Origin of the sequence: Arachidicoccus terrestris (genome assembly GCF_020042345.1) — a bacterium.
Lineage (GTDB): Bacteria > Bacteroidota > Bacteroidia > Chitinophagales > Chitinophagaceae > Arachidicoccus > Arachidicoccus terrestris.
This window is the reverse complement of the sequence record NZ_CP083387.1, coordinates 3,460,249-3,480,966: the sequence shown is the minus strand read 5'-3', so window position 1 is coordinate 3,480,966 and position 20,718 is coordinate 3,460,249. Positions and strand designations below refer to the sequence as shown.

Below are 20,718 nucleotides of genomic sequence, written 5' to 3'. Positions count from 1 at the left end.
TCATTAGATTATTAGAAAGGTAGGCCGATCCCCAGCTGTATGCCGTAATTATTGCGAACCAATGGCTTATGCGTAATAGGGTTATCTGCCGTAACGTCTTCAAACTCTTTATTACGCCAGGTAAAATGACGGATGCTCATCCAACCGTTATTTTTTAGCCTCGCCGGGTCCTTGAGTTTTAGACCGAAATCAACCCGGATCACAACAAAATTAAAATCCATCCGTATACCGGTTCCTAAAGCAATGGCCAGATCCTTGCCCAACCGGCCAATACTGAATTCTGCATCAGGCAAGCTTTCATCTTTGCGTACATTCCAAATATTACCTATATCAGTAAAGACAGCCCCATTGAATTTAACCCCACCAATGGAAAATATAGGATATCTGTATTCCAGATTTACTTCTAGTTGCATATCTCCATAACGGTCCCTGAATGTACTGGACGTGTCACTTTGTAGATTGGAGCCAAGCCCAAGTTGCCTTAGTCCCCATGCACGCATACTATTAGGACCACCGGCAATAAATTGCTTATAAAAAGGTAGGCCACCTCCAAATTTGTCTTCTTTCCCTCTATAATTAACTCCTACGCCTGCAAAACCCCGGAGCGCTAATTGGGTTTTAGCAAAATCAAAATGTTTGATATACTCCCCTTCAACCCGAAAATACCGGTAAATCTGATCCCGTAACGCGGGGATTAATCCAAATAATGTTCCCGATTCCTCTACACCGACTCTAAAATAGTTATTTCCCGGAAAGCGTGTATTAGGATAACTGACATTATAGTTAAGCTGTTGGCTGAGCACTGTACCTGTATTAAAGGCGTTCTTAAGATAAGGATTGTATTCCATAGCCTGCACTAACCCTTCTTTTACATCCAGTGAGTATAGCTCAAAATTAATAGGCCTATATTGCCACGAAGCATTACCCTTTTTCCATTCGTACCCCCAGTTGGTCACAAAGGACCGGAATTGAAAATAATCCTTACGGTCGGTATAACTGCCATTGACCGAGACTACGGTGCGAATGGCATCCAGATTACGGCTTCGTAAGCGAAATGGAGCGATAAAGCGCGGAAAGGAGTAAGAATGTGACCCCGCGATCTGCAGCGTCTGCAATAACCTGTTGGAATAACTGTTGGACTGGCCGAGATTCAGCTCTACTCCGGTCCTCAGATTAGTCAATGACTGAATCGCCCTTTTCCAGACGTTTCTATTGCGATGAGTCAGGTTAAGGGCTAATCCAAACATATTGGAAGAAGATACAAAATCTCCCGTATTCCAGCTACCTTCCAGATCCACCGTAACATTTTGTTTAACGGCAGGCACCAGAAAAAAGTTCATGTCCACCGAATCTCCATGCAAAAAATTCCGATAATCCACTTGTTGCCAGGCGCCAATGGCGCTCAGATTATTAATAGTCTTATAAAAGCTGGTGTCACTGTAGTAATCCCCCTCCCGCATATATAAATGACTAAGCATCGGTTTTGGAATAAACTTACCTTCCTTATTATAAATGGAAACATGTCGCCTTCTGGTCTCGAAAACATCGGAAAATGCATGCAGATTCCTTAAAATAGAATCCGGAATCTCAGTGGAGGCCGTTTCAGGGAAAAAATTGATATGTCCAACCCTATAGCGCACAAAATCCCTTGCCCTTGAACTAACAAGCGTCGTGTCTTCGGGCGGTCTTTCTTTGACGATCACGACGGCAGAGGGGTTTTCCCGGGTTCTCGCCGCAGCCTGCGCCATTTTAATGGCTTGTTCAAACGGATCCAGCGTTAGTTTTAAGAGCGCCGCATCTGTGGTATCGGTCTCGGCAATCAGGTTATTCCTGGAAATTCTGTAATATCCGAGATTGCGGTAGTTCTTGACCAAGCGGTCCAGTTCTGTAGCTATATTTTCTTTTGTAAATTTTGTCTTATGCGGGACAATAGCAGAAGCCTCCCTCCTATCCATTGCAATTCGTTGAAGGGCAGTATCTGCCAGTCCATAGCCCAGAGAATCAATGATCATTGCTTTATTGGGATCGACATACATTGTCACGGTAACTCTCTTCTGCCCCGGAGCAGAAGTACTATCGACCCGGACGCTATCTTTAAAGGTCGCTTGATAATATCCGGCCGAATTCATATAGCTATCCATAAATTGAATAGACTTTTCAATGCCGGCGGTATCAAATACCGGTGGAGAAACAATCCTGTACGCCACAAAGTAACGCTGTACTTTAGGAGGTCTGAGGCTGTCTACCCAAAACTCAGCAAGGTTTGTCTTAAGGAGTTTGGCCTCTTCTTTGGAAAGATTATCGCTTTTTAATTCTATTTTTGAGTCGTAGACAAATGGCTGACCAACGGGTGGATTTTTAACCGTCACACAGGCGCTCATCCCCATAATCAACCCTGCTACCCAGAGTTGGACAGCCAGCATGTAACGGGATGAGGGCTTAATATGCATAAATAATGATCAGTAAAAATGAACTCAAATATATTCAAAGTTTATACCACAAAAAAACCAGGGACAAAGAAAAGGTATTTATCGTAGAAGGCCCGAAGATGGTAGCAGAACTTTTGCAAAGTAAGTTCAGGCCATTGAAGATCTGGACCAGCAAGGAAGACTGGATTCAAAAATACCCCAGTGCCCCTGTTGAACTAATCACTCCAGAAGAGCTGGAAAGAGCCAGTCACCTGAAAACAGCTCATGAGATTCTGGCGATGGCCGCTATGCCAACGCCTCAGAAGCTGCCGGTAACCAATGACAAACTGATACTTGCGTTAGATGGCATCCGCGATCCTGGTAATATGGGCACGCTGATCAGAATCGCCGACTGGTTTGGCGTTGATGCCATTGTAGCCTCTGAAGACTCTGCCGACATCTTCAATCCAAAAGTCGTTCAGGCGACCATGGGAAGCTTGTTCAGACTCCCCGTATACTTTACAAACCTGAAAACCTACCTTTCTCGCAGTCAGACCACTGTCTATGGTGCATTATTGGATGGCACCCCGCTGGGCAGCTTTCCACTTCCTATCCCTTTTAAAGAGGGGGTGCTGCTTATCGGCAATGAGTCTACGGGTATTCGCGAAGAAATACTGCCACACATTACCCAGGCCATTAAGATTCCCGCATTCGGCCAGGCAGAATCCCTCAATGCCGCTATTGCTGCTGCAGTCCTTTTGGGTCACCTAAAAATACCGGCCACTGTATAATCGTTAATTTTCCCGACAAAAAGGCCCGCCCCCTTTTATTAATATTCTTAACAGCAGGAACGGACCTTCGCTCTCATTAAACAAAAAAACTTAATCGCTTATTTTACAAGACAACTCTTATCAGCTGTTCGGCGTATAAACATGTCGTTTGGACCGGCTGTGCCCCTCTACATACTGAATAAGTAATTGCAATAATTGAAACTGATTAGCAGCCCTGTCGAGATTTTGTTCGGGGTAACTAATCTGATAGTAGATATCTTGATTCAGATAATCCGTCAAAAACCGCAGTGCCTGCATGTAGACAATCACTTTTCCAGTCATATCTATCTGCTCCATTTCCTCTGTGCTCAGGTAAGCATGCATGGACTCCAGATATCCTGCCCTGATCGCCTCATAGAAGTCTCCTCTGATGACCAGTTCATTTGCCTGCGCATGATTTTCAGGAAAATTAGGCACCATAGAACGGACCATATCTCCGATATCCGAGAAGAATAACCCTGGTTGTGTAGTATCCAGATCGATCGGACTGTAAATCTTATTATCCTCGCTTCTAAAGAGGATATTAGCAATTTTACAATCATGATGCAGGATATGCAACGGAAATTTTTTGGGGCTGGCCTGTACTTTTATATAAAAATCGACTAAATATTCATGCTTCAGCGCTTGTCCTATTAAACGATCTGCGGCATCCTTTCGGCTCTGTGGAGCACCTTTCAATGCCGTCGTAAACTGACTGAAACGAAGTGCCAGGTCATGAAATCCAGGTAAAACGGTCCGAATCTTTAAAGGATCCAGATTAGACAATTTTGCAGAAAAATTGCCAAAACAAGAAGCAACCAGCCAAGCTTCCTCTGGTGTGGAGGAAACCATCGGGCTATAGGTGTTCTTTATATATTCAAAACATCTCCAGACATGATTCTTTCCTTTATACAGCAGCCCTCCATCCCGGGTCCTTAAAATGCCCGGTAGTTTATAGCTATCTTCTTCCAGAAAATGTTGCTGTATCTTCACATAGTTTTGCTGTAGTCGATCCGGATCGTTAAAAACGTTCGTGTTAATGCTCTGTAGTAAAAATACCTGGCCATCGGGAAAAGTCGTTTTATAGGTATGATTGATAAGTCCTGTAGACAACTTTTCCATTTCTAATGGCTCTGGAAAGTTAAATGCCTCTTTAACCGATGATTCTATCATTGGGTTTTAAATTCATGAATTTTGAATGCCCGGTAAGCTGTATTTCAAGAGCCTACCGGGTGAATATTAAAATAATTATATATATCAGGGCATTAATAACTATTGTCTAAAGCAAAATCCTGTTTGCGCAACATCCAGTTGCCACTGGTAAAATCCGGAAACTCTACTGTAGCATTCCCCAATTCAATAGATCTTTCACTAAGCGGCGTAATTGCACTCCAGGCCGCTGCGTCATAGACATCCATGGGTGTAGCAGTGCCTCTTTTGATCGATTCTACAAACGCATGAATAACGAAAAAATCCATACCGCCATGCCCGGCCCCTTTAGAGTCTTCACCATATTTTTGCCATAGTGGATGGTCATATTTTTTCAGCCACTCATCTGCTTTATCCCAGGTGTCATAATTTGGAGACACCCCGTTCACATAGATCGTGTTGCTGACATCCATCCACAGACCTTCAGTGCCCTGTACCCTGAATCCAAGAGAATAAGGGCGTGCGACAAAGGTATCATGCTGCAACAGGATCGTCTCTCCGTTTGCACATTTAATATTGGTCGTGATCATATCTCCGCATTTGAAACGCACTTTGGTCCCCGTCCCTTTTTCACCGTTCTTGTCTACCGTATATTTATGCAATCCCCGTGCCTTCGAATCAAAACTGGAAAGGGATATGAAACGGTTTCCTCTGTTAATATCGATCATCATTGCACAGGGTCCGATACCATGTGTAGGATACAAGTCTCCATTGCGGTGAACAGAATGTGCCGTCCTCCATTGTGCTTCAGAAAAAGCCTTTTCTCCGAAAATATAATCGCCACTCTTGTCCTTGGTAAACAGCACTGAGCGCAGATTATGCTGATAGCCCCCTTGCAAGTGCACTAATTCACCGAAAACATTCTGACGGACCATATTCATGACCGCCATGACATCCCGGCGGTAACAAACATTTTCTAACATCATGACATGCGCACCAGAAGCTTCAGCTGCCCGAACCACTTTCCAGTGATCTTCCAGCGTAATTCCCAGCATCACTTCAGTACCTACATATTTGACGCCTGCTGCGATAGCGTCCAGGATCATTGGACAATGCCATTCCCAGGGCGTAGCGATGATAACAGCGTCAAGGTCTTTAATTTCAAAGACTTTTTTGTATGCAGTCTTATCTCCTAATATAATCTGCGGCATTGGTCTGCCTGCTTTCTGGATAATACTTTTAGCTCTGTCCATCATCTGAGCATTAATATCAGACAAAGCAACGATTTCAACATCGTCCCTGTTGCAGGCAAGTGCCACATGGCTCTCTCCCCTAAGGCCGACACCGATAAAGGCCAGTCTTACTTTCTCATTGGCTTTTTTGGGGCGGGCAAATAAGTGTCCCGGTAATACAGCAGCTCCAGCCGTTGTAACAGCGACTGCCTTAACAAAGTTTCTTCTGGTAGTATTCATGCTTTAATTTTTGCTCGGTAAATAAAGTGAAAGCTAAAGATGCGTAATTTTTACAACAAATGAACACACAATCGTTTGCCCAAGTTTGGGTTTGTCATTTTGCTCTTGCAGGGGCAAAAAAAAACAGCCATACGTAGAAACGAGCGGCTGTTGCTAACCTATGAAAAACACCTAAAAGTTGAAAAGTGCACTTTTGTGGCCTAAGAGCCGGCACTTTTAATTATATTATTGACACTATTCAGCTGCTATAACTTATTATCGTCTTCGATATGCAGTTGTATTACCACCTTCCGTTATAATGCCTTTGAAACTTGTTTTATATTATTTACGGCCTTTAGACCCCGAGCTTCCGCGTGGCGCCTGTTTTCTATTTTTTAATTCTTCTTTCAACATCTTCCGATAAGCTTTTTCTGCCTTAAATACATCCTCAGCTCTTTCATGAGAATGTAGTATTTTGACAAAATCATCTCTATACTGATCTTTCAATGCCGATGCCTTTTCATCAAAAGCGGTTCGATTACCGATATTTGAATGCCAGGCTTTCTTTAATTTCAAGAAATAACTGTTATAAACAGGCCAAAACTCTTTAGATTCTGATGCAGTTAAATTAAGCTGACGGGTGAAAAATGAGACTTTCACCTTCTCAACCTTGTCGCCGTTTCGGGATCCGTTAGTCTGTGCAAGGCAAATATAACTATGAAAAAACAAAATCCCTAAAAAAAATATAATTTTTTTCATTCCTCAACCAATTTTTATACCCCAAATAATCAATAATTTTAAGATATAAATAGTAACATATTATAAATTACCTTAATAAGTAGCTGGCGTCCTTTCTAAATAGTTTTCCAATTCCTCATTGGTCATGCTGCTGATCGCTTTTTGCGTTTCTTCGGCTGCTTTTTCACTCATGGAATCTCTCAGGGAAGGATCAGGCGTACTCAGATACCCCATAATCTCTTCATCGGAGAGTTCAGAAATGCCCGACCGAAAACTATCATTACCCGTATTGAGCTTAGAAGCGAACTGATTGCCGGAAGGAGGAGGCACACTAGAGTCGTGGTGGTTGGTAAAGTAATGTTGTCCACTGAATATCACGACGACAATAGCAGCCGCGGCTACCGCCGTGCGCCACATCTTTTTTCTGGGAGTCAGGGGAATTACCTTGCCATCATCACTGTTGCGGATAGTGGATAATTCACGATCAACTTCAGCCTGGACCATGTCAGCAGCCGAGAGCCCCTGAAAATATCCCTTGGGAACTTCATAAACATTTTGATTGCCAATCTGCAGTAACAAAGGTGCTATATCTTTTAACTCCTGATAAACCGATGGATCACGAAAATCACTTTGGAGACCGGAGGTCATTTCTCTTTCTGAGTGAATCCGGTCAATGATCTGGCCTGCCAGGCCTGAAAAGTATCCTTCCGGAATCCTGTAACCCATATTTCCCGAAAACGCCCCTAGCCTGATCTTAGCCATAATCTCATCAGCAAGCCCTTCAAAATAGGACAGCGGCACCTTGTAGAGCCGTTCCATTTTGTTGACGGTATCCAAAATCGGAGTACCGCCGGAGCCTGTATATCTCAAATTCTTTTCCATTTTAGTATTAACTTATCATTCGACAACCCAAATAGACTTTCGTTTAATCGCTATTTCTGATAAATTCCTCTATTTTTTTTGCCGCATGGTGATAGCTGGCCTTTAGCGCACCTTCGCTGGTATCCAGTACCCGGCTCATTTGCTCATAGGGCATTTCATCATAATACCGTAAATTGAACACAAGTCTTTGCTTTTCTGGGAGTTGTTGGATGGCCAACTGCAATTTCCATTCCAGTTTTTTGGCATCAAAACCATCATCGGCTTTGATCTTATTGGAAAGGCCGCTCTCGACATCATCAAAACTCACCGACCCCTTCCTTTTCTGTTGTTCCAAAAAAGTAAGGGATTCGTTTGTGGCAATCCGGTACAACCAAGTATAGAGCTGGCTATCCTCCCTGAATCCATCCAGGGCCTTCCAGACCTTGATAAAAACATTTTGCAAAACATCATTGGCGTCATCATGGCTAACCACCATGCGGCGGATATGCCAATAAAGTTTTTCCTGATATTTTTTAATTATATCAGTAAAAGCACTTTCCCGGGTTGTTTCCTGCCTGAAAAGCCTTAAAAGCTCACCGTCGTCTAAAATCATAGATTATTACTACTATAAGTCCTACTAATAACAAAATTCCGGTAAAAATAGGAAAACCTGCTTTAATCCAAGCAGGTTCCTGATTTTATTCCTTAAATGGTCGCCCTAGCCTTTTTTGCGTTCAACTACCTTTTCAGCAGCCGCTACAATAAATCTAGGCGTCAATCCATATTTGTCTAATAGGTCAACAGGCTTGCCACTCTCACCAAATGTGTCCTTTGTTCCGATAAATTCAATAGGAACAGGATTGTACTGTCCGGCTACATGAGCAACGGACTCTCCGAGTCCACCCCAAATATTATGTTCTTCACAAGTAACGGCACACCCCGTTTTACGGATCGAACGAACCACCGCCTCTTCATCCAGAGGCTTAATCGTATGTAAATTAATTACTTCTGCACTGATCCCTTTTTCTTTCAAGGCTCGTGCAGCTTCGATCGCATACCATACCAGATGCCCACAGGCAAAAATCGATACATCAGTACCTTCTGCCATTAACTGTGCTTTACCAATAACAAAGTCACTACCGTTTTCTGTCGTAAAATTAGCCCATTTAGGACGGTGAAAGCGCAGATATACCGGGCCGTTATGGCTGGCAATGGCTTTAGTAGCAGCCTTTGTTTGGTTATAATCACAAGGATTGATGACAGTCATCCCCGGCAGCATTTTCATCATACCAATATCTTCCAGGATCTGGTGGGTCGCACCGTCTTCACCTAAAGTAAGACCGGCATGGCTTGCACAGATCTTAACATTCTTGCCACTATAGGCAATGCTCTGACGAATCTGATCATAGACACGTCCCGTACTAAAATTAGCGAAGGTAGTCGTATACGGTATTTTACCCCCAATAGTCAGACCGGCTGCAGTGCCCATCATATTGGCCTCTGCAATCCCCATTTCATAGTAGCGATCAGAAAAGTCTTTGATAAACGGGCCTAATTTGAAGGATCCGGCCAGATCAGCAGTCAAGACAACAACATCCTTATTTTCCTTAGCAATCTCATAGATGCCGTCTCCAAAGCCCGCACGGGTTTCCTTTTCGTTTTGAAGCTTAATATCTTCTAAATGCATAATACGTTTTTAATAATTTTGTTTACAATGAGATAAGCTGCAAGATAAACAAATACATTGAATTTTTTTTAATTTAAGACAGATTTCTCCTGATTGGAATACCTGCCGTCAACAGCCATTTTCTTTTCCCAAGCCCAGGCGGTATGCATCATTTCATCTAAGTCATAGCGGATATCCCATTTAAGGCTATCGACGGCATGTTGGTTGTTCGCATAGATCGCCACAATATCGCCGGGCCGGTTCGGACCTATCACATAATTGAGTTTCTCGCCGCTAACTTTTTCAAAGGCCTTAATAGCTTCCAGTACGGTTACCCCATTTCCTGTGCCCAGGTTAAACACGTCACAACTGGACTGGTTTCTGTCTTCCAGCAGATAATTCAAAGCCAGCGTATGGGCATGGGCAATATCCGATACATGAATAAAATCACGCAGACAACTTCCGTCACGCGTATCATAATCTGCTCCAAATACGGTCATTTGCGGAAGCTTACCAATAGCAGTCTGTGTAATAGCCGGAACCAGATTCTGAGGTTTGCCCAATGGAATTTCTCCAATCTCAATTGACGGGTGAGCCCCTACAGGATTAAAATAACGTAGCAGGATCGTTTTTGTATCGTGTACCTTGGCAAAATCCTGAATAATCCGCTCTCCCATCTGTTTAGTAGCACCATAAGGGGATTCAGCATCCTTAATAGGCGAATCTTCTGTTACCGGCATTTTATCCGGGCTTCCATATACTGTGCATGAAGAAGAGAACACAAACTGCCCGATATTAAACTCTGCAACACATTTAAGTACATTGATAAGGGATTCCAGATTGTTCTCATAATATTCAAGAGGCTGCCCTACGGATTCCCCTACTGCTTTATAAGCAGCGAAATGGATCACGCCTTCAATATCTGCATTCTCCTGAAAAACAGCACGTGTATCCTGCCAGTTTTTCAGATCTACTTTATAATTTTTCAGTTTTTTGCCTGTAATTCGTTCAATGCCATCCAGAAGTAAGGTAGTAGATTTAGAGTGATCATCTATAGAGACCACTTCAAAACCATTTTCCATAAGATCGACGACGGTGTGTGCACCGATATATCCACATCCTCCTGTTACCAGGATTTTCTTTTTTGCCATAAACCAGGGTTTTATTATTGAGGTGTAAAAATAGCCCAGTTTTTGCAATTAACTGTTCGCTAACCATCCGAATCTCCGCAATCGATTTAGTTAAAAAGACCCGAAAGCTTAAAAAGCATTTATATTCCGCGGTATTAAGCCTATAAAAACGTCGCAAGAATACCGGCAGACCTATTGACCACCGATGCGCTTACGACGTTTACCTTACTATTTGAGATTGCTCTAGGTTTAATAACGTTCCTATACTTTAGGAAAGGCAATTGAATTGTGATATTCAGATTTCAGGTACTGATTGCTCTGTTTGTCCGTGAACTGCAGTGCCTGACTGTCCCAATGGATCGTTTTTTGGACCCTTTGGGCTATATTGCCCATACAGCAATTCATCGCGACCTGACACCCATCCTCAATGGGTGTTTTTAAATCCGAGAGCTTTCTTGATTTAATGACCTCCACAAAATTTTTCGTGTGCAGGTCCAGACCATTATCCACAGATTTTTGTTTCGGAACCGCTTCCATCAAATAGCCAGAGCTTTTCTTTTCCGGAATCACTTCCCAACCGCCTCTGTCAAGCACTAAAGTTCCGTTGTTGCCGATAAATGCGACGCCATGTCCTCTACCATAAGGACCTCCGCCAATGCCCATGGCTTGTTCCCAAACCATATTAAAATCACCAAAGTCATAAACCGCACTCATCGTGTCCGGCCATTGCTGAGCATCATCCGGATAACCTGTCTTGCCGCCAATAGCAGCTACTGACTTGGGAAAACGGTGGCTGGCCTTCATGCCGAGCATCGCATAATCAATCATATGCACGCCCCAATCAGTCATCAGCCCGCCGGCATAATCATAGAACCACCGAAAACTAAAGTGGAATCGATTGATATTAAACGGTCTTTTAGGAGCGGGACCCAACCATTGGTCATAATGTACGCCTGGTGGGACAGGGCTGTCTGGTTCTACAGGAATGGAATCCTTCCAGCCAATATAAGCCCAGGTTTTTACCAACCTTACTTTACCCAGCTTCCCTGATTGCACAAAATCAACGGCGTCTTTAAAATGCTTCTGACTTCGTTGCCACTGCCCTACCTGAACGGCGTTGCCATATTTTTTCTGTGCCTCCACCATCACACGGCACTCTTCGATCGAGTGTCCGGTCGGTTTCTCACAGTAAACATCTTTCCCGGCGTTACAGGCATCTACCATCATCTTGGCATGCCAGTGGTCCGGCGTACCGATAATAACGGCATCAATATTTTTATCGTCTAATACCTTCCGGTAATCTATTAAGGTATTGACTTTAAAACCCTGTTTTGCCAATTCCGCGGACCTCTTGGCTGATACCCTCTCATCTACATCCACGATAGAAGCTACTGTAACCTCCGGATTCTTAAGAATCGATTTTAAATCAGAAAAGCCCATGCCATTTACGCCGATTGCCGCCACACGGATCTTGTCCGAAGGGGCTATCTTCTTTCTCGCTGCAGCCAGCAAATCCAGTGGCAATAAAGACGCCACTCCGGCACCGGCCGCAATAATGGATCCGTTTTTAATAAAGGACCGTCTACTGCTATCTTTCATTTTAATATATTCATTTTTATGCAATAAGTTATCAGATTTTAGGCTGCCAACCAGAGGCATATTGTCGCCCCCAAAGTTTCTGGACTTCGGCATCCTGCACTTGGCCATTTTTGGGATTAACTGTAAAGCCTTTGCCGCTGCGGTACGCCATATTGGTGTAATGTACCATAGCCATAGAAATACTGGCATCCGCGATAGGCGCATGTAATTTTTCTTTACCTCTAATGGTGTTTAAAAAATTAATCATGTGATCTGTAGTAGTATCGCCACCACCACCCAGGGCATTCCCTGCTTCATGGCTACTACTGTCAAATTTTTTAACCAGCTTACCCGTTCTGTCCATCAAGCGGTATTTATTTCTGTCAACATAGACCGTCCCTTCACTCCCGAAAATAATCGTTCCTCTGTCCGAACCATAGGTGCTATAACCGTTACGGCTCTTGCCATCCCACTGGATGATCTTGTTTTCAGGAAATTTAAAGGTAGACAAAATAGTATCATACATCTCCCATCCATCGTTTAGGAAATGTCGCTTAGCACCTTCGACTTCTGCGTACTCAGGGTAATCCACACCCAGCGCCCACCTGGCTATATCCAGTTCGTGTGTAGCGTTATTTCCTGCCTCAGCTGTACCATAATTCCAGCCATACCAGTGCCAGTTATAGTCCCATGTATTGTCTGTATAATCTCTTCTGATAGCCGGCCCCTGCCAGAGCTCCCAATCCAATCCATCCGGTACAGGCGCTTTGGTCTGTTTAGGTACCTCCCCCCTGGAATTGGAATAAAAGGCAACTGCTTTATAAGCCGTACCAATAATACCCTTATGGATCTCGTTAATAATCTCAATGGTATGTGCCGAAGAACGTTGCTGATTTCCCATCTGGACCACCTTATTCAGTTTTTTTGCGGTGGCTACCAACCATTCATTTTCCTGCATATCATGACTGCAAGGCTTTTCTACATATACATTTTTGCCGGCATGCATAGCCATAATAGATCCAGGCGTATGCCAGTGATCCGGTGTTGCATTGACCAATACATCTACATTCTTGTCTTCCAGTACTTTTCTGATATCATTTTCCAAGACCGGCTTATTGGTAATATGTTTAGAAATTGCTTTCAGGCATTTTTCGCGCTGGCTTTGCATCACATCACACAGATAGAGCACCTGTGCGTTCGCTTCTTTTCTGCCCATTGGATCGTAATAAGCACCTACCCTTCTGCCCAGACCTGCAAGCGCCACATTGATCCTGTCATTAGCGCCGATAATCCTATTATAGCTGCTGGCCGGCATACTCATGACCGTTTTACCCAACATGAGCCCTGCACTGCTCAGTAATGTCTTTGATATAAAATCTCTTCTTGTCGTCATTGAAAATTAGTTTAATGCTTTGATTTTTACGTTTCTGAAGAACACTTTATTACCGTGATCCTGCAGCAGGATATGTCCCCTTTTAGCTAACCCGAAATTAGGCCACACTTTATATTTGCTTTCTTTAACCAAACGTTCAAAATCCTTACTACCCCTGTCGTATTCCAGCACTTTTACACCATTCAACCAATGTTCTACATGGTTATTCTTAGAAACAATATAAGCCGTATTCCACTGTCCGATCGGGTTAATTGGTTTTTTCGGATCTGCCTGAATCATATCATACAAGGAACAAACAGTTCTGCTTCCTGGCTGTGCCCCCAATTTAGCATCGGGATGATTTTCATCATCCAGTATCTGGTATTCCAGGCCAATAGCAGAACCGGCACCTTTATTCAGTGCTGGATCTACGTAGTATTTGATACCACTGTTAGCGCCCTTGGTCAGCTTAAAATCAACACGTAACTCAAAATCGCCATATTGATCCACTGTCACTATATCACCTCCGTCTGCAGATTCTTTACCATCGGCAGCATTGACAATCAGTTCCCCATTTTCAATACTCCAGCCCTTGTCGGGAAAATGATCCAGTTTTGCACCACGCCAGCCGTTAGTTGTTTTGCCATCCCAAAGCATTTTCCAGCCATCTTTCTGCTCTGCGGCAGTCAACGTATTTTTAGTATATGTGGGTTTGGCGGTTGAAGGAGTGCTGTACTTTGCGACATCTTTGGTGATGATCCGGATATTTTTCCACATAATCTGTTTGCCGGCAGAATCCTTATCTCCTATCTGATGTACCTGCAGAGCAATAAAACCATCATGGGTCTTGTCATCAATCAGATTAGCGGCAGCTATACCATTGATCCATGTTTTGATGGTATCACCAATAGCCTCAATGCGGTAATGGTTCCAATCGTTTTGTTTGAATGCATGTCCTGCCTTAGGATTGTCGGTTAAAGGTACAAGCCAACCGCGTTGTGCTTCTTCATATATGCCTGCACTCCAGGCTCTGTCAGAAGGATCAATCTCGACCTGATAGCCGTGTACTCTACCATTCTGATAGACCGGCATACTATTACTTCTAATCTGTATACCCGAGTTCATCGACGGATCTACCTTATAATCCAGCTCCAGAATAAAATCACCATAATTTTTATCTGTACACATAAATGAATTGGGTGTATTATGGACGGTACTACCGACCACCATGCCATCCTTCACTTCGTAGCCGGCTTTGCCACCTTTTTGTGTCCAGCCAGAGAGGTCTTTTCCGTTAAACAGGGGTTCCCATGGCGCATCAGCCTGGTCATTACTTCCCCCGGCACTACAACCCACTGCCGTCATTAATGCTAAGCCTACTAAAATCGTTTTCATATACGTTTTTAAATTTTATGGTAGTGAAAAAATAAGAATCATTCTCTAAGTCATGTCTTTGCTTAAAAGGCTATATCCGATTGCTTTAAGCTTCTTTGCAGCATTTATATCTACTGTCAAGATCCGGCTTACCGTGAAAGCATAACCCACCGCTTAACACCCTATCTCTGCTTGGATTCCTTCGATCTGAATTCCCTTGTTCAGGGCTTTTCCAGTTCCACAAGTCAGCTTACAATATCCGAAGGAAGGAAACTAAAGGTAATAGAAAATTTTTACTAAAATGCAACAAATTCTATCAGATTTTATACAAATAATACCAAATGACCAGTATTCATACAGTAAATGAGTTTATTATTTGAACTAGATTAAGGATCTGTTTAAAATCGGTTTAATATTTAAAGGGCAGTAAAAAAATCTATATCAGAAAGCGACATAGCGTATAAACCAGGCAGCAAGCTATTAATTCCCTGTAGGACAAATCAAAAAAGGCAGGATTACGTTATCGATCTAAAAGAATCAAAACGTAATCCTGCCTTTATTTATAAATACAATGATTTGGGTAAAAGTTATGCAGGCAGATTAAACAGATGTCTCAACAGCCAGTAGACTATAGCCGCCATCAACGCGCTGACAGGAATCGTAAGCACCCATGCCCAGATCAGGTTCACGGTTACCCCCCAACGTACCGCGGAAAGTCTCTTTGTAGCCCCTACTCCCATGATCGCACCGGTTACCGTATGCGTGGTACTAACCGGCACTCCCATGGCTTCTGTCAGGATCAAAGTAGAAGCCGCCGCAGATTCCGCGGCGACACCTTCAATAGGCGTTACTTTGGTGATTCTTGACCCCATCGTTTTAACGATCTTCCAGCCACCGCTCATCGTCCCAAGACCAATTGCAGTATAACAGGCCAGCGGGATCCAGTTATTATGTAACATCGTTTCCAGAATAGGTGCGTTTTCCGCCAGTGGTGCGCCGCCGTTCTTATCCAACAAAAGCGCCACAGTAATCAACCCCATCACCTTTTGAGCGTCATTACCCCCATGCCCGAGACTAAAGGCGGCTGAAGACACCAGCTGCAGTCTTTTAAACCACTTTTCCGCTTTATACGGGTGCGATTTTCTGGCAATCCAATTAATAATTACTGTTATTACAAAGGCCAGGAACATCCCAATAATTGGTGACAGAAAGATAAACAAGACTGTCTTACCCAGATTGTACATCTCAATTACATCAAAGTGGCCTATCCTTGCCAAAGCAGCACCGATAAAACCTCCGATTAATGTATGGGAAGAACTGGAGGGAATACCAAACCACCAGGTAATCAGATTCCAGATGATAGCAGCAACAATTCCGGCCAGAATAATCGTCATCGTGATATATTCCGGATGGATAGTCTTAGCAACTGTATTGGCGACTTTATGTTCTTTAAAAATAAAATAGGCGACAAAATTCCAAAGTGCCGCCCAAAGTACCGCCTGAAAAGGCGTCAGCACCTTTGTGGAGACAATAGTAGCAATTGAATTGGCGGCATCATGGAAACCATTGATATAATCAAATATCAGGGCCAGGACAATAACAACAATTAATAATGCGGAAAATCCGAACATAGCTGCTTTTTATGTTAAGTGTGATAAGGTATGGTGTTAAGAGTATTTAATAATAATGGACTCTACCGTGTTAGCGGCATCTTCCATTTTATCAACTACTTTTTCCATTACCTGAAACACTTCCCTCTTCTTAATCAGGCTTTTAAAGTCCTCTTCTACCTGGAAGAGCTTCTCAATACTCAGATCATAAATATCATCTGCCTGGTTCTCAATACTATTGATACGAATCAGGGATTCGGTCATTTTTCTTAAGTGCTTCATATCGCGCAGGCAATTAACCGCCACCTGGATCTCTCTGGTACCTAATTCAATAAGCTCAGCCATCTTCTGGATACTGGACTCATTCGGATTCACATTATAAAAGTGGATTTTCTTGGCGGAAGCATATATACAATCTGCAACATCATCTAAGGACATGGCCAGGGCGTGAACATCTTCTCTGTCGAAAGGTGTAATGAAGTTCCTGCCTAATTCTGTAAATAACTGATGGGTGGCTTCATCATTTTTGTGTTCCAAGTCTTCCAGTCTGGAAACAACAACTGCTCGTTTATCTCTGTCGGACTCATCTACCATACGTTTGAGTTCTTTACCCATCGTGGTCAGCGTTTCTGCCACACTTTCAAACAGATCATAGAAGATCTTATTCTTTGGCATAAAAATTTTCCCAAAGTTGTTCAGTCCCATAGCTTATAAATATTTTGTGCAAAAGTAACCTGCTGTGCTGTTTTAAGTGCCCTATCTACCGTAAGTTAATATAAAATTAATATAGGCTAACAAATTATTTGCAAATAATTGCTTATAAGGAATATATATAATCAATAAATTTACAATTTGATAATAATTATTTAACCTACAGGTCATAATTATTATCTATGGATATAATTTTATATCTAAAGGAAAGGCAGCTGTTAGTTCCTGATGATTTCAATAGGACTCTTATTGTCTGCTGTATTCAACAGATCTGGATGCCACTTAATAATAGTTGAGGGAGCGGAACGCTCAGTATCATCCTGTCTATACCTGACGACATAATCAACACCCTGTATAATAGCAGGGTCCATTTCCGCGTATAATGCAGGAGCTGCCTGACCGCTTAAGTTCGCAGAAGTACTTAACAAGGCTTTACCCGACCTACGTAATAGTTCCTGACAAAAAGGGTCATTGCATATTCTAATAGCAACAGAGCCATCAGCAGCAATGACAGTTGGCGCCAGTCCATGTGCGCCGGGGTAAATAACCGTGGTCGGTTTATGAAACTGCCGCAAATAAGGCTGAATTCTCTGGTCAATATCTGTTACATATTGTGCCAATTGCACTTGGTCCGCCACCAATACGACAAAGCTCTTGTTGGCAGGGCGGTTTTTAAGATGCATAATACGCTGAACAGCAGTTTCATTGGACGCATCTGCGCCCAACCCCCATACGGTGTCAGTTGGATACAGGAATATACCGTCGGTCTCCAAACAAGAAAGGCATTTGTGTAGGTCTATTTCAAAGTCTTTGTGCATAATGCTAAATTAATCCATGTGATACATTAATTTTGCAAAATCCATTAAAAACTAAAAATTATAATGAAAGAACTTATTGAAGCCGCCTGGCAAGACAGGTCCTTACTGGAAAACCAAAAATATGTGGATGCCGTTCGGAGTGTTATCGAAGAGGTAGATAAAGGCAGACTCCGCACAGCTGCTCCCACCGAGAGTGGCTGGCAGGTAAATGAGTGGGTAAAACAAGCCATTTTATTATATTTTGGTGTACAGAAAATGCAAACCTGGGATCTGGCGCCTTTCGAGTTTCATGATAAAATGTTGCTGAAAAAAGATTATGCGACTATGGGCGTACGAGCAGTACCTCATGCTGTCGCACGTTATGGTGCTTTTTTAGGCAAAAACGTTGTTTTAATGCCTAGCTATGTAAATATCGGGGCTTATGTGGATGAAGGTACAATGGTAGACACCTGGGCGACAGTTGGCAGCTGTGCACAGATAGGCAAAGGCGTTCACCTAAGCGGCGGTGTTGGTATCGGTGGTGTACTGGAGCCTTTACAGGCTTCTCCGGTCATTATTGAAGACGGATGCTTTATCGGTAGCCGTTGTATTGTAGTTGAAGGCGTGATTGTAGAAAAAGAAGCCGTATTGGGTGCCAACGTAGTCTTAACCAAATCCACCAAAATTATTGATGTCAGCGGTGAAAAGCCCATTGAAATTAAAGGTCGGGTTCCTGCCCGCAGTGTGGTGATTCCAGGTAGTTATCCTAAGGAATTCCCTGCCGGCACCTATAATGTGAACTGTGCCCTGATCATCGGTCAGCGTAAACCCAGCACAGATCTTAAAACAAGTCTCAATGACGCGCTTCGTGATTTTAATGTAGCCGTCTAAAAAAATTAAGTATGTTAATCGAGGTATTAAAATCGAAAATCCATCGGGCAGTATTGACCGAAGCGAATTTAAACTATGTCGGAAGCCTCACCCTGGATGAAGCCCTGATGGACGCAGCAGGAATGATTGAAGGAGAAAAAGTGCAGATCGTTAATGTCAATAACGGCGAGCGCCTTGAAACCTACCTCATCAAAGGCAAAAGAGACAGCGGTACCGTTTGCCTAAACGGCCCTGCTGCCAGAAAAGGTGCAGTAGGTGATATTATTATTATTATATCTTATGCACACATGGATTTCGAAGAAGCTAAGACCTTCCGTCCCCAGGTCGTCTTTCCCAGAGAGGGAACGAATAAACTGCCTTAATCTAAGGAAGCCAGTGTTACCCGTTTAGTGGCTGGGTATATTTTTTAAACGCCTGCCTTAGGATTTCATAAGATTTCCGGGCAGGCATCTTTGATTTTGATGGCCATCAAAATATTATATAACTCATCATCTTCTTTTGTACTGCTCAGCTATGCATCAGGTTTTTCCTCTTGCATAGCCTTCGCTTCAGGCTTCACAGACTCCCCTGGTGGGAACGCCTCCGCCTGTTTTTGTTTAGTGTCCGACTGCGTACCACAGCCAGACAATATTTTCAGACCTTCCCTGAGTATGTTCCTGGCGGCATTGACATCTCTGTCATGCGTGGTATGGCAGCAGCTGCAGGTCCAGGTCCTGTCTGCCAGAGTCAGGTCTTCTTTCTTTTCCCCGCAGACATAACAGGTTTTGGAAGAGGGAAAGAACCGGTCAACTTTCACGAACTTCCGGCCATACCAGTCGCATTTGTACTCGAGCTGGGTCAGTAGCTTTCCCAGTGAAGCGTCTGACAGGGACTTTGCCAGACAGTGGTTTTTCAACATGTTTTTCACCGCAATGTTCTCTACCGCGACACAGTCGTGTTTCTTGACGATGTCGGTAGTGATCTTATGCAGGTGGTCCTCCCTGAGGTTCTTTATCCTTTCATGCAGCCGGGCTACTTTACGGCGTTGCCGTTTCCTGGATTTGCTGCCTTTCTGCTTTTTTGAGAGCTGCTTTTGTCTGTGTTTTAGTTTCTTCTCCAGTGTCTTCAGCGGTTTGATATTTTCATATCTGGTGCCGTCCGACAGGATGGCGGCATCCTTGACCCCTACATCGACGCCGGTATCCTTACCCGTACCGGCCAGTATCTCTCTGGGGACCTCACAGGTGAAGGAAACGTAATAGTTGCCTGTAGTGGTCCTGGACAGATGCAGGTATAAGATTTTCCCTTTGATCTGCCTGCTTATTTTTATTCTGATCCCTGTTTTCAGTTTAGGGAGCCAGAGGTGATCACCCTCCACCCTGAAGCCCTGTGGCAGCTTAAAGCACTGACGGCCGCTTCTGCACCTGAATCTGGGGTACCTGTTCTGTCCCTTAAAGAAACGCCTGTAGCTATCATCTACATTTTGCATGGCCATCTGCAGTGGCTGGGCGATCACCTCGCCCAGCCACCCGGTTTCCTGCCGGCTTTTAAGCACAGGCAGCATTTTGGCGGTATCATAGTAAGACAGGGATTTGCCGGTCTGTTCATAGGTCTTTTGCCGCAGTTCAAGGGCATAATTGTACACGAACCTGACGCAGCCAAATTGCCGGGCCAGAAAATTAATCTGTTCCCCTCAGGGTAGATCCGAAATTTATAGGCTTTCAGGTGCGTGCTTTTCACAATTTAATTTTTTTATAATAGAATGCCTGTGCCCCTTTAATGTGGCCTTATACCACCAGGGCATGATTTCAATAATATTTGGATTGATGGCTGTTCTTACTGCCCATGGCAAAGCGGCAGATGTACAGTCAGGTCAAATCAACGAAGTAGGTTCGTCATCATCTCCACCCTATTAGTATCAGTGCTTTTCGATGATGACAGGGGCAAAACTAAATAATTACAGTGAAAGAAGCAGAGATGGCTGTCAACTTTTAAAGACAAGTTCTGCATTTTCTGGAACTGCGCTTCGAGTAGGTGTTAAACTTCTTGCTTTTTTGGATATAATAAACTGACAATCAATTAAATAATTATATATCTGAGCAGCAGTTACTCTTCTTTTAACTCTGCTCTATGCTGATTATTAAGAGGTTTGACGATGTGTTCCAATATCGATAGAACAATAGCATCAATAAAA

The 20,718-nt window shown here is 43.3% G+C and carries 18 protein-coding genes; 3 read left to right on the top strand and 15 right to left on the bottom strand.

The features are described 5' to 3' along the window. Nucleotides 1-11: 11 nt before the first annotated feature. A complete protein-coding gene (locus K9M52_RS13560) occupies nt 12-2,450 on the bottom strand; it encodes a BamA/TamA family outer membrane protein (protein ID WP_224068968.1) in 2,439 nt (812 codons plus the stop codon). Nucleotides 2,451-2,455: 5 nt separating this feature from the next. Here K9M52_RS13560 and K9M52_RS13555 point away from each other — a divergent pair, with 5 nt between their 5' ends. Then, a complete protein-coding gene (locus K9M52_RS13555) occupies nt 2,456-3,199 on the top strand; it encodes a TrmH family RNA methyltransferase (RefSeq protein WP_224068967.1) in 744 nt (247 codons plus the stop codon). Nucleotides 3,200-3,319: 120 nt separating this feature from the next. Here the strand turns inward: K9M52_RS13555 and K9M52_RS13550 are convergent, their stop codons facing one another. The 13 genes from K9M52_RS13550 to K9M52_RS13490 all read right to left on the bottom strand — a co-directional run bounded on the left by K9M52_RS13550 (nt 3,320) and on the right by K9M52_RS13490 (nt 17,675). Next, nucleotides 3,320-4,390, bottom strand: a complete 1,071-nt coding sequence (locus K9M52_RS13550; RefSeq protein ID WP_224068966.1) for a phosphotransferase enzyme family protein — start codon at nt 4,388-4,390, stop codon at nt 3,320-3,322. A 92-nt stretch (nt 4,391-4,482) separates the two neighbouring features. Then, nucleotides 4,483-5,838: a Gfo/Idh/MocA family protein gene (locus tag K9M52_RS13545; RefSeq protein WP_224068965.1), complete on the bottom strand. Its 1,356-nt coding sequence runs from the start codon at nt 5,836-5,838 to the stop codon at nt 4,483-4,485. Between the two features lie 321 nt (nt 5,839-6,159). Next, nucleotides 6,160-6,576 (bottom strand): hypothetical protein, encoded by a 417-nt coding sequence (locus K9M52_RS13540; protein ID WP_224068964.1) that lies wholly within the window; start codon nt 6,574-6,576, stop codon nt 6,160-6,162. Nucleotides 6,577-6,648: 72 nt separating this feature from the next. Further along, nucleotides 6,649-7,437: a hypothetical protein gene (locus tag K9M52_RS13535; protein WP_224068963.1), complete on the bottom strand. Its 789-nt coding sequence runs from the start codon at nt 7,435-7,437 to the stop codon at nt 6,649-6,651. 43 nt (nt 7,438-7,480) lie between these two features. Next, the gene (locus K9M52_RS13530; RefSeq protein ID WP_224068962.1) at nt 7,481-8,029 is read right to left on the bottom strand and encodes an RNA polymerase sigma factor; all 549 of its coding nucleotides are present in this window, start codon (nt 8,027-8,029) and stop codon (nt 7,481-7,483) included. A 105-nt stretch (nt 8,030-8,134) separates the two neighbouring features. Further along, on the bottom strand, nt 8,135-9,103 hold the full coding sequence (locus K9M52_RS13525) for a transketolase family protein (protein WP_224068961.1): 969 nt from the start codon (nt 9,101-9,103) through the stop codon (nt 8,135-8,137). Nucleotides 9,104-9,171: 68 nt separating this feature from the next. Continuing rightward, a complete protein-coding gene (gene galE, locus K9M52_RS13520; RefSeq protein WP_224068960.1) occupies nt 9,172-10,233 on the bottom strand; it encodes a UDP-glucose 4-epimerase GalE in 1,062 nt (353 codons plus the stop codon). Nucleotides 10,234-10,473: 240 nt separating this feature from the next. Further along, nucleotides 10,474-11,811, bottom strand: a complete 1,338-nt coding sequence (locus K9M52_RS13515; protein WP_224068959.1) for a Gfo/Idh/MocA family protein — start codon at nt 11,809-11,811, stop codon at nt 10,474-10,476. A gap of 31 nt (nt 11,812-11,842) precedes the next feature. Then, nucleotides 11,843-13,183 (bottom strand): Gfo/Idh/MocA family protein, encoded by a 1,341-nt coding sequence (locus tag K9M52_RS13510; RefSeq protein ID WP_224068958.1) that lies wholly within the window; start codon nt 13,181-13,183, stop codon nt 11,843-11,845. Between the two features lie 6 nt (nt 13,184-13,189). After that, on the bottom strand, nt 13,190-14,557 hold the full coding sequence (locus K9M52_RS13505; RefSeq protein ID WP_224068957.1) for a 3-keto-disaccharide hydrolase: 1,368 nt from the start codon (nt 14,555-14,557) through the stop codon (nt 13,190-13,192). A 566-nt stretch (nt 14,558-15,123) separates the two neighbouring features. After that, on the bottom strand, nt 15,124-16,167 hold the full coding sequence (locus tag K9M52_RS13500) for an inorganic phosphate transporter (RefSeq protein ID WP_224068956.1): 1,044 nt from the start codon (nt 16,165-16,167) through the stop codon (nt 15,124-15,126). Nucleotides 16,168-16,203: 36 nt separating this feature from the next. Beyond that, entirely contained in the window at nt 16,204-16,851 is a 648-nt protein-coding gene (locus K9M52_RS13495; RefSeq protein ID WP_224068955.1) for a DUF47 domain-containing protein, read from the bottom strand. 224 nt (nt 16,852-17,075) lie between these two features. Continuing rightward, nucleotides 17,076-17,675, bottom strand: coding sequence for an L-threonylcarbamoyladenylate synthase (locus K9M52_RS13490; protein WP_224068954.1), 600 nt, complete (start codon nt 17,673-17,675; stop codon nt 17,076-17,078). 63 nt (nt 17,676-17,738) lie between these two features. Between K9M52_RS13490 and K9M52_RS13485 the strand changes: the two genes are divergently transcribed. Further along, nucleotides 17,739-18,545: a 2,3,4,5-tetrahydropyridine-2,6-dicarboxylate N-succinyltransferase gene (locus tag K9M52_RS13485; RefSeq protein WP_224068953.1), complete on the top strand. Its 807-nt coding sequence runs from the start codon at nt 17,739-17,741 to the stop codon at nt 18,543-18,545. 11 nt (nt 18,546-18,556) lie between these two features. Then, on the top strand, nt 18,557-18,907 hold the full coding sequence (gene panD / locus K9M52_RS13480; protein WP_224068952.1) for an aspartate 1-decarboxylase: 351 nt from the start codon (nt 18,557-18,559) through the stop codon (nt 18,905-18,907). A 149-nt stretch (nt 18,908-19,056) separates the two neighbouring features. Here the strand turns inward: panD and K9M52_RS13475 are convergent, their stop codons facing one another. Next, the gene (locus tag K9M52_RS13475) at nt 19,057-20,208 is read right to left on the bottom strand and encodes a transposase (RefSeq protein WP_262902434.1); all 1,152 of its coding nucleotides are present in this window, start codon (nt 20,206-20,208) and stop codon (nt 19,057-19,059) included. Between the last annotated feature and the right edge of the window lie 510 nt (nt 20,209-20,718).

What these genes read in the sequence shown, in the direction of transcription:
- K9M52_RS13560 (WP_224068968.1), bottom strand. Translation starts at nt 2,450, where the DNA reads ATGCATATTAAGCCCTCATCCCGTTACATGCTGGCTGTCCAACTCTGG.
- K9M52_RS13555 (WP_224068967.1), top strand. Translation starts at nt 2,456, where the DNA reads ATGATCAGTAAAAATGAACTCAAATATATTCAAAGTTTATACCACAAA.
- K9M52_RS13550 (WP_224068966.1), bottom strand. Translation starts at nt 4,390, where the DNA reads ATGATAGAATCATCGGTTAAAGAGGCATTTAACTTTCCAGAGCCATTA.
- K9M52_RS13545 (WP_224068965.1), bottom strand. Translation starts at nt 5,838, where the DNA reads ATGAATACTACCAGAAGAAACTTTGTTAAGGCAGTCGCTGTTACAACG.
- K9M52_RS13540 (WP_224068964.1), bottom strand. Translation starts at nt 6,576, where the DNA reads ATGAAAAAAATTATATTTTTTTTAGGGATTTTGTTTTTTCATAGTTAT.
- K9M52_RS13535 (WP_224068963.1), bottom strand. Translation starts at nt 7,437, where the DNA reads ATGGAAAAGAATTTGAGATATACAGGCTCCGGCGGTACTCCGATTTTG.
- K9M52_RS13530 (WP_224068962.1), bottom strand. Translation starts at nt 8,029, where the DNA reads ATGATTTTAGACGACGGTGAGCTTTTAAGGCTTTTCAGGCAGGAAACA.
- K9M52_RS13525 (WP_224068961.1), bottom strand. Translation starts at nt 9,103, where the DNA reads ATGCATTTAGAAGATATTAAGCTTCAAAACGAAAAGGAAACCCGTGCG.
- galE (WP_224068960.1), bottom strand. Translation starts at nt 10,233, where the DNA reads ATGGCAAAAAAGAAAATCCTGGTAACAGGAGGATGTGGATATATCGGT.
- K9M52_RS13515 (WP_224068959.1), bottom strand. Translation starts at nt 11,811, where the DNA reads ATGAAAGATAGCAGTAGACGGTCCTTTATTAAAAACGGATCCATTATT.
- K9M52_RS13510 (WP_224068958.1), bottom strand. Translation starts at nt 13,183, where the DNA reads ATGACGACAAGAAGAGATTTTATATCAAAGACATTACTGAGCAGTGCA.
- K9M52_RS13505 (WP_224068957.1), bottom strand. Translation starts at nt 14,557, where the DNA reads ATGAAAACGATTTTAGTAGGCTTAGCATTAATGACGGCAGTGGGTTGT.
- K9M52_RS13500 (WP_224068956.1), bottom strand. Translation starts at nt 16,167, where the DNA reads ATGTTCGGATTTTCCGCATTATTAATTGTTGTTATTGTCCTGGCCCTG.
- K9M52_RS13495 (WP_224068955.1), bottom strand. Translation starts at nt 16,851, where the DNA reads ATGGGACTGAACAACTTTGGGAAAATTTTTATGCCAAAGAATAAGATC.
- K9M52_RS13490 (WP_224068954.1), bottom strand. Translation starts at nt 17,675, where the DNA reads ATGCACAAAGACTTTGAAATAGACCTACACAAATGCCTTTCTTGTTTG.
- K9M52_RS13485 (WP_224068953.1), top strand. Translation starts at nt 17,739, where the DNA reads ATGAAAGAACTTATTGAAGCCGCCTGGCAAGACAGGTCCTTACTGGAA.
- panD (WP_224068952.1), top strand. Translation starts at nt 18,557, where the DNA reads ATGTTAATCGAGGTATTAAAATCGAAAATCCATCGGGCAGTATTGACC.